Annotated in this window: 10 protein-coding genes; 6 read left to right on the top strand and 4 right to left on the bottom strand. The window is 30.1% G+C overall.

The features are described 5' to 3' along the window. Positions 1–116 precede the first annotated feature (116 nt). Together ABY298_RS11430 and ABY298_RS11425 are read left to right on the top strand one after the other, a co-directional pair. Positions 117–677: an inorganic diphosphatase gene (locus tag ABY298_RS11430; RefSeq protein WP_372746187.1), complete on the top strand. Its 561-nt coding sequence runs from the start codon at positions 117–119 to the stop codon at positions 675–677. Positions 678–810: 133 nt separating this feature from the next. Next, positions 811–3,246, top strand: coding sequence for a sodium-translocating pyrophosphatase (locus ABY298_RS11425; protein ID WP_372746186.1), 2,436 nt, complete (start codon positions 811–813; stop codon positions 3,244–3,246). A gap of 67 nt (positions 3,247–3,313) precedes the next feature. Here the strand turns inward: ABY298_RS11425 and ABY298_RS11420 are convergent, their stop codons facing one another. The 3 genes from ABY298_RS11420 to ABY298_RS11410 all read right to left on the bottom strand — a co-directional run bounded on the left by ABY298_RS11420 (position 3,314) and on the right by ABY298_RS11410 (position 6,149). Next, positions 3,314–3,928 carry a deoxynucleoside kinase gene (locus tag ABY298_RS11420; RefSeq protein ID WP_090225747.1) on the bottom strand — a complete coding sequence of 205 codons (615 nt, stop codon included), beginning with the start codon at positions 3,926–3,928 and terminating at the stop codon, positions 3,314–3,316. Between the two features lie 75 nt (positions 3,929–4,003). Then, on the bottom strand, positions 4,004–4,684 hold the full coding sequence (locus ABY298_RS11415) for a response regulator transcription factor (protein ID WP_372746185.1): 681 nt from the start codon (positions 4,682–4,684) through the stop codon (positions 4,004–4,006). Next, positions 4,677–6,149, bottom strand: a complete 1,473-nt coding sequence (locus ABY298_RS11410) for a sensor histidine kinase (RefSeq protein ID WP_372746184.1) — start codon at positions 6,147–6,149, stop codon at positions 4,677–4,679. The genes ABY298_RS11415 and ABY298_RS11410 overlap by 8 nt, the downstream gene beginning before the upstream one ends. Positions 6,150–6,267: 118 nt before the next feature. On the opposite strand from ABY298_RS11410, the gene ABY298_RS11405 reads away from it, so the two are divergent. The 4 genes from ABY298_RS11405 to ABY298_RS11390 all read left to right on the top strand — a co-directional run bounded on the left by ABY298_RS11405 (position 6,268) and on the right by ABY298_RS11390 (position 11,022). Beyond that, positions 6,268–7,134, top strand: a complete 867-nt coding sequence (locus ABY298_RS11405; protein WP_372746183.1) for a GLPGLI family protein — start codon at positions 6,268–6,270, stop codon at positions 7,132–7,134. Between the two features lie 25 nt (positions 7,135–7,159). Further along, complete coding sequence (locus ABY298_RS11400) at positions 7,160–9,835, top strand: carboxypeptidase regulatory-like domain-containing protein (protein WP_372746182.1); 2,676 nt, start codon at positions 7,160–7,162, stop codon at positions 9,833–9,835. A gap of 17 nt (positions 9,836–9,852) precedes the next feature. After that, positions 9,853–10,368 carry a hypothetical protein gene (locus ABY298_RS11395; RefSeq protein ID WP_372746181.1) on the top strand — a complete coding sequence of 172 codons (516 nt, stop codon included), beginning with the start codon at positions 9,853–9,855 and terminating at the stop codon, positions 10,366–10,368. Between the two features lie 234 nt (positions 10,369–10,602). After that, entirely contained in the window at positions 10,603–11,022 is a 420-nt protein-coding gene (locus tag ABY298_RS11390; RefSeq protein ID WP_372746180.1) for a hypothetical protein, read from the top strand. A gap of 196 nt (positions 11,023–11,218) precedes the next feature. Here the strand turns inward: ABY298_RS11390 and metK are convergent, their stop codons facing one another. Continuing rightward, positions 11,219–12,475 (bottom strand): methionine adenosyltransferase, encoded by a 1,257-nt coding sequence (gene metK, locus ABY298_RS11385; protein WP_372746179.1) that lies wholly within the window; start codon positions 12,473–12,475, stop codon positions 11,219–11,221. Positions 12,476–12,509: the final 34 nt, after the last annotated feature.

Raw genomic sequence — 12,509 nt, 5'->3', positions numbered from 1 at the left:
ATAATTTTGCAATTAAAGGCGCTTTCGGATTCCATTTTTAAAAATAAACTAAAATTAAATTGTTAGCAATATGATTTTTGTATTTTTACCAAAGAAAAAATTAAAAACAGAAATGTATGAGTAGCAAAGAAAAGGAAACTAGAGAGGTTCAAAAAGATAAAAATGATTTAACTTTTGATGTTTTAATTGAAATACCAAAAGGGAGCCGAAATAAATATGAATACGATTTTGCATTACATAAAATCAGATTCGACAGAATGTTGTTTTCTTCTATGATGTATCCTGGAGATTATGGATTTATTCCAGAAACCTTGGCATTAGATAAGGATCCATTAGATGTTTTAGTATTGGGTCATGAGCCTACATATCCAATGGTAGTAATGGAAGTTAGACCTATTGGAGTATTTTATATGACGGATGAAAAAGGTCCTGATGAAAAAATTATTTGTGTACCAGTTTCAGATCCTATTTGGAGCAATAGATCAGATATAACCGATTTAAATCCACATAGATTAAAAGAAATTGAGCACTTTTTTCAAGTTTATAAAGATTTAGAAGAAAAGAAAGTTGATGTTGGAGGTTGGGGAAATGCTGAGGCAGCTGTGAAAATTTATCATGAATGTGTAGCACGTTACAATAATAGTGATCATAAACGTAAAAGAACTTTTACGATATAAAAAAACATTTTTTAAATTATTTACGAAAAGCTATTCTTAGAAAAAAGAATGGCTTTTTTTTTTGTATTCCATATTTTACTAATTTTAGCGCACCAAAATATTAGTAATTATAAACAATTTTAACAATTTTTAAATGGAATTAATAGTAAATTATTTACCCTTATTTGGGGTTTTAGCGCTTGTATTCGTTTTCTTGAAAAACAACTGGGTGTCTAAACAAGAAGTAGGGAACGAGAAAATGGGTAACATCGCAAAAAATATAGCAGATGGTGCCATGTCTTTTTTAAAAGCTGAATATAAAATTTTAGCAGTTTTTGTAGTAGCAGTAGCAGTTCTTTTGTTTTTTAAAGGAGCGAATGAGGTAGGATCAAATGGAATGGTAGCAGTATCATTTATTGTTGGTGCTATTTGTTCTGCACTTGCTGGATTTATTGGAATGAAAGTAGCTACAAAAGCCAATGTAAGAACAACAAACGCAGCAAGAACCTCATTAGGAAAAGCTTTAGAGGTAGCTTTTGCTGGTGGTGCAGTTATGGGTTTAGGTGTTGTAGGTCTTGGTGTTTTAGGACTAAGTGGACTATTTATGATTTATAGTGGCCAAGGATGGGAAATAGGAGAAGTATTAAATGTACTTTCTGGATTCTCACTTGGAGCTTCGTCAATTGCGTTATTTGCTCGTGTAGGTGGTGGAATTTATACCAAAGCAGCCGATGTTGGAGCAGATTTAGTAGGAAAAGTAGAGGCTGGTATTCCAGAAGATCATCCATTAAACCCTGCAACAATTGCAGATAACGTTGGTGATAACGTTGGTGATGTTGCCGGTATGGGAGCTGATTTATTTGAATCATACGTTGGTTCAATTATTGGTACAATGGTTTTAGGAGCTGCATATGTTTCTTTACCTGAATTTAAAGATTCTTTTGATGGGTTAGGAGCCGTGTATTTACCTTTAGTTTTAGCTGCTGTTGGTATAATTATGTCTATTATAGGAACCTTCTTTGTGAGAGTAAAAGATGGTGGAAATCCGCAAACAGCATTAAATATTGGTGAATTTGGTTCTGCTGGTTTAATGTTAGTGGCTTCCTATTTTATTATTCAACAAATGTTACCTACATCTTGGGTAGATGCAGGTGTTACATATACTTCAATGGGTGTGTTTTTGGCAACTATTGCTGGTTTAATAGCTGGTTTAGCAGTTGGTAAAGTAACAGAATATTATACAGGAACAGGAACAAAACCAGTAATGTCTATTGTAAAACAATCTGAAACTGGTTCTGCAACAAATATAATCGCAGGTTTAGGAGTTGGTATGATGTCTACTGCTATTCCTATTGTAATAATTGCTGCAGCAATTATGGTTTCTCATCATTTTGCTGGATTATATGGTATTGCAATTGCAGCTGTTGGTATGTTGGCAAATACAGGTATACAATTAGCTGTTGATGCGTACGGTCCAATTTCTGATAATGCTGGTGGTATTGCTGAGATGGCAGAATTACCTAAAGAAGTTCGTGAAAGAACTGATAAATTGGATGCTGTTGGAAATACAACTGCTGCAATTGGTAAAGGATTTGCAATTGCATCAGCGGCATTAACAGCTTTGGCATTATTTGCTGCCTTTATGAAAACTGCAAATGTTACTTCTATTGATGTTTCAAAACCAGATATTATGGCTGGTTTATTAATTGGTGGAATGTTACCATTTGTATTTTCTGCTTTGGCTATGAATGCGGTTGGTAGAGCTGCTATGGCTATGATTGAAGAGGTTCGTCGCCAATTTAGAGATATTCCTCAATTAACGGAAGCTTTAAAAGTAATGCGTAAATACGATTCAGATATGTCAAAAGCATCTCAAGAAGATAGAAAAATATTTGATGCAGCTGATGGATATGCAGATTATAGTAAATGTGTAGAAATTTCTACAAATGCTTCTATTAAAGAAATGGTTTTTCCTGGTTTGTTAGCTTTAATTGTACCAGTATTAGTTGGTTTTGGAGATAAATTTATTGGAATTGGTGGCCCTCAAATGTTAGGAGGTTTATTAGCTGGTGTAACTACTACTGGAGTGTTAATGGCAATTTTTCAATCAAATGCTGGTGGTGCTTGGGATAATGCTAAAAAAATGATTGAAGAACAAGGTAGAAAAGGTTCAGATGCGCACAAAGCGGCTGTAGTAGGTGATACTGTTGGAGATCCTTTTAAAGATACATCTGGTCCTTCTTTAAATATTTTATTAAAATTAATGTCGGTTGTGGCGTTGGTTATTGCTCCAAGTATTGCTTTGGAAAATGCTGATTTGGATCCGTATACGCAAGAAAAAGCTGCAACGGAAGTTGTTTCAAATCAGATAAATAAAGAAGTGAATATTGAAATGACTAAAAATGAGGATGGAACAGTAACTGCAAATGTAGTTATAACTACTACAGCAAATGGAGAAATTTCTGTTGATGAGCAAGTTTTTTCTGGAACTGAAGAGGAAGTTAAATTAAAACTTGATGCATTAAAAAATGTTGATGTAAAAGTTGAAGATGCTACAGTGGAAGTAGAAGAAGTTGTAAAAAGCAATTAGGAACAACTATAAAACAAAAAAAGCTCGCAATTTGCGAGCTTTTTTTGTTTTATAAAGTAATTAAAGTTTAAAACAACCCGTTTATTTGGGCATCTATTTTATCAATAATTTTACCTAAATCTTCCTGATTTTCAACAAAATCTAAATTGTCAACTTCAATAATTAACAAATTTCCTTTGTCATATTTTGTAATCCAAGCTTCGTAGCGTTCATTTAATCGGCTTAAATAATCAATACTAATAGAGTTTTCATAATCTCTTCCTCTTTTATGAATTTGCCCTACTAAAGTAGAAATAGAAGCTCTTAAATAAATTAGTAAATCTGGCGGAGAAACTAGTCGTTCCATTAATTCAAACAAAGATTCGTAGTTTGTGTAATCTCTATTTGGCATTAAACCCATTGCGTGTAAGTTTGGTGCAAAAATTCTGGCATCTTCATAAATGGTTCTGTCCTGAATAATATTTTTACCACTTTCTCTAATTTCTAATATTTGGCGAAATCTACTATTTAGGAAATATACTTGTAAATTAAAGGACCAGCGCTCCATTTCACTATAAAAATCATCTAAATAAGGATTGCCTTCAACAGATTCATAATGTGGTTCCCATTTATAATGTTTGGCTAAAAGTTTGGTTAGGGTTGTTTTACCTGCTCCAATATTGCCGGCAATTGCTACGTGCATATTTTTGATTTTAGAGATAATGAAAACGCTAAAATACTTAATTTTTTTGTGATTTGGCAATACAATTTTAATGTATTAGTAAATCAATTTATAACCAAATCCTCTAACATTTATAATTTGAATGGCAGTATCGTTTTTTAATTTTTTTCGAAGCTTTGTTATAAACACATCCATACTTCTAGCATTAAAGAAATCATCATCTCCCCATAATTTTTTCAAAATAAAGGAACGTTCTAAAACTTGATTTTTATTTTTTATAAGGTAAAATAGTAAATTGGCTTCTCTGTGTGTTAAATTTTCAATAACATCATTAAATATTAAGGTTTGTTTTTTTAAATTAAAGGTATAGTGTCCTATTTGTATAGTTTCAGAAGACATTTCGTTTTCGCCTCTTTTTAGTAATGCGTTAATTCTTACAATTAACTCTTCCATACTAAATGGTTTTTTTAAATAATCGTTTCCTCCAATATTAAAACCGTGAACCACATCTTCGGTTTGCGATTTGGCTGTTAAAAAAATAATAGGAATGGTTGGATTGTTTTGGCGTATTTCTTTAGCTAATGTAAAACCATCTTTTTTTGGCATCATAACATCAAGTACCAATAATAGTGGTTTTTCGGCTTTGTAAACATTGTAGGCTTCTTCACCATTTGCACACAATAACACCTCAAAATTACGAGTTTCTAAACTTTCTTTAATAATTTGACCTAATGAAGGTTCGTCTTCGGCCAATAATATTTTTATAGAATTACTCATTTGGCAGGGTTATTTTAAATATTGTATTATTTTTTTTATCATAAATAATTTGAACATCTCCACCGTGTTTTTCAATAATTTTTTTGGTGTAATATAAGCCAATTCCAAATCCTTTTACGTTGTGAGTGTTACCTGTAGGTATTCTGTAAAACTGTTCAAAAACCTTATCTTTTTGAGTTTTATGTATACCATTTCCGTTATCAGATATAAGTATTACAGTGTTATTTTTTGAAGATTCCAATGTAATAGTAATAACATCTCCACCATATTTAATGGCATTATCAATAATATTTCCAATGGCATTTTCAAAATGAAACACATCTAAATTAAGTTTAAAATTAGATGAATTATTTATAAAATCAAATGTTTTTTCTGTGGTAATTAACTTATACTTTTCAATAGTATTTTCAATTACGTTTGCTACATCTGTAGATTCTTTAGTAATAGTTAAAGATTCATGGTTTAAAGTTGCAGTTTCTAATATTTTTTCTACCATAAAACTTAATTTTCCAACTTGTAAATTGGCTATTGAAATATATTTTTCAGTTTTTGTTTTATCATTTAAAGCATTAAAGTTTTTTAAAGCTTCTAAAGCTGTTGATATAGTTGCAATTGGAGTTTTAAATTCGTGTGTTATGTTATTTATTAAATCGTTTTTTACTTCGGCTAATTGTTTTTGTTTGTAAATTGTTTTTAATAAATAAACCAAACTAGCAATAATACTGGCCGATAATAATAATGAAAGTAAAATACTAATAAATGAATTTCTTAATAAAATAGCAGTTTCGTTGGTAAATAATAATTCTAAATTGCTATGGTGTGATAAAAATGTTGATTTTGAAACTGTTGTAAGGTGTTTTTTAGGAAAATGTTCCAAATTAAAACCCGTAGTTTTATCAATTAAACTATCTTCGGAGTTACGTTGTTTATAATCGTATTTTAACGCATATTTTACTTTTATTTTATTGCGTTTAAGTTCTTTATGAAGGTAGGAATCTAATTTTTTTAAGTCTAAAGTATCTCTGGAGATTGATATAAAAACTTTAGATATTAAACTATCAATATTTTTAGGAATAGCACTTTTGTTGTACGTTACAAAAGGGTAAGAATCGTTGTTTGATCCTTTAATTAATAACGGTTTTTTATTTTCTTGCTTTGCAATATTTTGAAGCGTGCTATCTACTTTTTTACGTAAACCCCAGCGAGAATTTGTTTTTACAACAATAGTATCTGAAACTTCTTTAGATTTTCCAGATTCTGTTGACGTATAAGTAATAATACCAGATTTTGTTAAATTGGCATAATAGGCTTCTACAGAATTGTCTAAGCTAAGTTGCACTTTGCTTATTAAATTTTGTTTATTTAGCTGGTATTCTCTGTAATTCCAATACAATTGCACCATAATTGTTATTATTATGGTTACCGCTATAAAATAAACTACCCATTTGTAATTTTTTTTATTCATAAATCAAAGTTAAGTACATAATTTTTATTATTCTAACCGGTTAACAATTGTTAACACTCTTTAACTGTAAAATGTGAATTATCATTTTATATTTGTTTTAAATTTTAACATAAAAAAGATGAAAAATTATTTTTTAAATATTGCTTTTACACTAAGTTTATTTTTAGGACTTACAGTTCAGGCCCAAGATTTTCAAGGCAAGGCAACATATCAAACCAAAACTAAATTTACAATGGATTTAGCGGGTTCAGGAATTCCGGCAGATAGAATTAAAATGATTGAAGAACGAATGAAAAGTCAATTAGAAAAAACCTACGAACTTTCTTTTGATAAAACAGCATCTATTTATAAAGAAGAACAAAAATTAGATCAAACTGGCGGAGGACCTGGTGGAGGAATGCGAATGATGATGATGGGTGGTGGAGCTACAGGAAATTATTATAAAAACACACAAACCAAAACATCTACCAAAGAGAATGAATTTAGTGGTAAAAACTTTTTGGTAAAAGATAGTTTGGTAACATACGACTGGAAAATGGAGCAAGAAACCAAAATGATTGGACAAAATATGTGTTTTAAAGCAACAACTATTGTTGAAATGCCCGAAACAAAATCTACTTTTAATTTTAGAAGACCAGAAGATAGAAAAGAAGAAGAAAAAGAACCAGAAGAGCCAAAAATAGAATTGGTTGTTGTAACTGCTTGGTACACATTAGATATTCCTGTAAATCATGGACCAGGAGAATATTGGGGTTTACCTGGGTTAATTTTAGAAATAAGTTACGGAGAAACAAATATTATGTGTACTAAAATTGTTATCAACCCAAAAGAAAAAACAGATATAAGTGAGCCTTCAAAAGGAAAAGTTGTAACCCAAAAAGAATATGATGCTATTTTAAAAGAAAAAATGAGTGAAATGAGAGAGCGCTTTCAAAACGAGCGTCAAAAAAGTGGTAGTGACGGACATTTTAGATCAAGAGGTTAATTTATTTAGAAATAAAGTATAATTTATGAAACACTTAATAGTAGTAATATTTGCATTATTGCCTTTGTTTGCCATATCACAAAATGTAAAAAGTGAAGGAACCGTAAAAGATTCCAATGGTAATCCGTTAGAAATGGCGAATGTAATTGCCTTTAAAAAAGGAACAAATTATTTACAATCGTATTCTATAACAGATAGTAAAGGAAATTATAAATTATCTTTAGAAGATGGCGAAACCTATACTTTTAAGGTGAGTTACTTAGGGTATATTACAAAAAATATAGATATTTCTGTAAATGCAAAATCAACAAGTATTACCCATAATTTTGTGTTAGATGAAGCTAATGAAAGCTTAAATCAGGTAAATATTACTTATGAAATGCCCGTGAAAATTGTTGGCGATACTATTATTTATAATTCCGATTCTTTTACCAACGGTACAGAAAAAAAACTTGAAGATGTACTTAAAAAATTACCCGGAGTAGAAATTGATGATAATGGCGAAGTTGAAGTAGAAGGTAAAACCGTTACAAAAGTATTGGTTGAAGGTAAAGCTTTTTTTGATGGAGATTCTAAAGTTGCTACACAAAACATTCCGGCAAGTGCAATAGATAAAATTCAAATTCTTAAAAATTACAACGAAGTTTCTGGTATGAAAGGTGTTACTAATAATGAAGATAACATTGCCATAAATATAAAATTAAAAGAAGGTAAAAAACGATTTTGGTTTGGTGAAGTAAATGCTGGTGTTGGAGATAATGAAAAATATTTGGCAAAACCTAAATTGTTTTACTACAGTCCAGAAAAAAGCATTAATGTTTTAGCCGATGTAAATAATATAGGCGAAGCTCCTTTTACAATGCGCGATTATTTTAGGTTTACCGGAGGTTTGCGAAGTAGTATGAGTAGTAGTGGAACTAGTTTTAACGTAACAACAGGAGGTACTGGTTTTATGACTGCCCAAAACAATAAAGCACAAGAAATTACCTCTAAGTTTGGTGCTATCAATTTTGGTTTTGTGCCAAAAAAATCAATCGATTTTAATGGTTTTGCTATTGTAAACGATTCTGAAACCAATATGTTTACACAATCAAGTACCGTGTATAATAATCTAAACTTAACAGAAGATTCTGAGAATAAAGCCGTTCAAGGTAGTAAATTAGGATTGTTAAAATTTAGTACAACTTATGAACCTAATACCAATATGCATATAGATTATGATATTTTTGGTAAAATCTCTGAACAAACAGAATTTCAAGATGTTACATCTACAAGTAGAAGTGCAGATACCTACAAAGAAGAAAAACCATTCTCTTTAAATCAGAACTTTAACCTATATTATACCATTGATGATAAAAATATTTTCTCGGCAGAATTACAGCATTTATATCAAAAAGATAAACCTTTATATAACTCATTAGCAACTACACAACCGTTCTTAGTTATTCCGTCATCCAATACAGAAAGTGTTTATGATATTTTGCAAAACAGAATGTTAAGCACCAATAAATTAGATGCTAAATTTGACTATTATTATTTATTAACGCCAAAAAGTAATATTAATATTAGTTTAGGAACAACGTTTAGCAAACAAAACTTAACCTCTCACATTTCTCAAAATTTAGATGATGGATCAACCTTAGATTTTGATGATGTAACTTTAAATAATGACGTAGATTTTAATTTTTCGGATATATTTTTAGGAGTTCATTACAAAATGGTTTCTGGTAAATTTACTTTTAATCCAGGTGTAAGTTTACATCAATATACTACAAAAGATACTCAATTAGGAACTGAAAATAAAGAGAGTTACACAAAATTATTACCAGATGTATATGCTAATTTACAACTAAAATCTTCAGAAAGTTTACGTTTTAATTATGCAATTACCACACAGTTTTCTGATGTTGATAATTTATATGAAGGTTATGTATTATCTAATTACACCTCGTTAACAAAAGGAAATAGAGAGTTAGAAAATGCTTTATACCATAAATATTCTTTAAGTTATTTTAGTTTTAGTATGTTTTCATTTACTAATATAAACGCCTCTATAAACTATACAAAAAAAGAAAATGAAATAAAAAACAATACGCAATTGATTGGTATTGATAGAATTTCATATCCAGTAAATTCAAACTTAGCCGATGAAACTATGTCTGCCTATTTCAGATATGGAAAAACTTACAGCCGATTAAAAACTAATTTATCGGCAAATATTTCTAATTCAACCTACAATAATATTGTAAATGACGAGGCAATTAAATCAAAATCAGTTTCGCAAAGCTATAAAGGAAGTATTGCAACAAAGTTTAAAAATGCGCCAAACTTTGAAATTGGGTACGAAAAATCTTTAAATAATTATTCCAATTCAAATAGTGATACAGATAGACCCTTTGCAAACATTGAAATTTCATTCTTAAAGAGTTTTATTTTTACGTCTGACTATAGTTATTACAATTATAAAAATACCTTCGAAAATTCTAATAGCGAAACAAAAAACACCTATTCGTTTTTAAATGCTAATTTGTATTTTCAACAAAAAGATAGTAAATGGGAATTTAAACTTTCGGCAAGTAATTTAACAAATAATACCTCTATGAACACCGATAGTTATAATGAAATTTCCGACAGTAACACTACATCAATCTATTATGTGCAACCCCGTTTGTATATGTTATCAGTAAAGTATAATTTATAAAATCAAATAATAAACACATGAGTAACAAAAAATCAACCCAATTTTATATGCGAATTATACATCGTTATTTAGGCTTTTTTTTAGCTGGAATAATGACAGTTTATGCTTTAAGCGGCGTTTTATTAATCTATAGAAATACAGAATTATTAAAAACCGAAACCCAACAAAATAAAATGTTAAAGCCATCCTTAACTATTAATGAAATTGGTAAGGAATTGAAAATGAAAGATGTAGAGCTAATTAAAGCTGAAGGTGATATCCTGTATTTTAAGAATGGAACCTACAATACTAAAACAGGGGCAGCCCAATTTACATCAAAAAATTTGCCATATGTTTTAGAAAAAATGACGCGTTTGCACAAAGCAACCACTAACGAGCCGTTGTATTGGCTAAATGTTTTCTTTGGTATTTCGCTCTTATTTTTTGCAATTTCTTCTTTTTGGATGTTTTTGCCAAAAACAAAAACCTTTCGCAAAGGATTGTATTACACCTTTGGCGGTATTATTTTAACGTTAATAATGCTATTTATTTAAGGTAGTAATTATAAAAATTTGGGCATTCCCTTTCAGGTCGGGCTATTGCCACTCGCTTTTTACTGTAAAAAAAAACAGTAAAAGAGCTTAAACAATGGCGCTATCCCTAATGCAATTAAAAAAAACCTAACAGATCTTAAAAACCTGTTAGGTTTGCAATTTTTATAAAGCAAAAAAGGTTATTTTAATAATAAATTTATAAAATGACACAACACTTAAAAAAAACTATTGTTCTTGCTATTAATAGTAGCAAATCAACTATTATTTGGGCAAAATACTAGTAACAATATTTTTACAGAATTCAATTTGTTTTTTGATGCAGAAATAAAACATCAAGGTATAAAAGGCGATTGGATTTTTAAATTAAATGAAATAACTGGCAATCATAAATTTGATTATAATAACGATGGATTTAATGATGTTCTTATGGAGTTTAATGCTATTCCTGTAGATGGTGGAGGTGTAACTTATTATTTTGCCGTACTTTTTGAAAATGATAAAAACAATTCCTTCAAATTTGTAAATTATTTAAACTGCGAACAATTGGTTTTTAAATTATTTAACGAGCCTAGTTTTACGTTTACAAATACAAAGTATAAAACCACAGAAAATTTTGTACTAGTGAATTCAAAATTCATAAAAAGTAGTTTGTAACCGTTATAAAATAGGTATTACTATTTAAAGTAAAGACCTTAACTTATGGTTCTATTCGGGTTACTGAGCAATGTTAAAGTATGCATTTTAACCATTACTAGTTTTATCGATTAATTTAATGTTAAGTTAGCTTCAAAAAAAAATCCCAATTTGAAATTTACAAATTGGGATTTTTTTTATATGTTTTAAATGCTAATTAAAGCGCAAAAGCAGCTTTTACTTTATCAACATAATCTAGTTTCTCCCAAGTAAATAACTCAACATCTATTACTTTTTCAGTTCCGTCAACGTTTCTAAAAGTTTTGGTAACAGTTCTATTATCACGTCCCATATGTCCGTATGCAGCTGTTTCTAAATACATTGGTTGGCGCAATTTTAAACGGCTTTCAATAGCAGCAGGTCTCATGTCAAAAATTGTTGAAATAATTTCTGCAATTTCACCATCGGCTTTATTAACATTAGAAGTTCCGTAAGTGTTTACATAAATCCCCATTGGTTCTACAACACCAATTGCGTAAGAAACCTGAATTAAAATTTCATCAGCAACCCCAGCTGCAACTAAGTTTTTAGCAATATGGCGTGTTGCATACGCAGCACTTCTATCTACTTTACTTGGGTCTTTTCCAGAGAAAGCTCCACCACCGTGAGCACCTTTTCCACCGTAAGTATCAACAATAATTTTTCTTCCTGTTAAGCCTGTATCTCCGTGCGGTCCACCAATTACAAATTTCCCAGTTGGGTTTACGTGATACACAATATTATCATTAAATAAGGCCTGAATGCTTGCAGGTAATTGCGCTTTTACTCTAGGTATTAATATTGAAATTATATCATTTTTAATTTTGGCTAACATTTCAGCGTCATTTGGTCCAAAATCATCATGTTGTGTAGAAACAACAATATCTTTTATTCTAAAAGGAACGTTATCATCTGTATATTCAATTGTAACCTGGCTTTTAGAATCTGGGCGTAAATAAGTAATTTCGTTATTTTCACGTCTTAATGCAGCTAATTCATGTAAAATTAAATGACTTAAATACAATGCTAAAGGCATATAATTTTCGGTTTCGTTGGTTGCATAACCAAACATCATTCCTTGGTCACCTGCACCTTGCTCTTCTTTAGTAGCTCTATCAACACCTTGGTTAATATCTTGAGATTGCTCGTGAATGGCAGAAAAAACACCGCAAGAATTCCCATCAAACATATACTCACTTTTGGTATATCCTATTTGGTTTATAACATCACGTGCTATTTTTTGAACATCTAAATACGTGTTAGATTTTACTTCTCCTGCTAATACAACTTGGCCCGTAGTTACCAATGTTTCACAAGCCACTTTTGAGTTTTCATCAAAAGCTAAAAAGTTATCTACTAATGAATCCGAAATTTGATCAGCAACTTTATCTGGATGTCCTTCAGAAACTGATTCGGATGTAAATAAATATGACATAATTATTTAATTTTAAATTGTTTGAAGAAAATTT

Source organism: Lutibacter sp. (assembly GCF_041596795.1).
Classification (GTDB): Bacteria; Bacteroidota; Bacteroidia; order Flavobacteriales; family Flavobacteriaceae; genus Lutibacter.
This window is presented reverse-complemented; position numbering and strand designations above follow the sequence as displayed.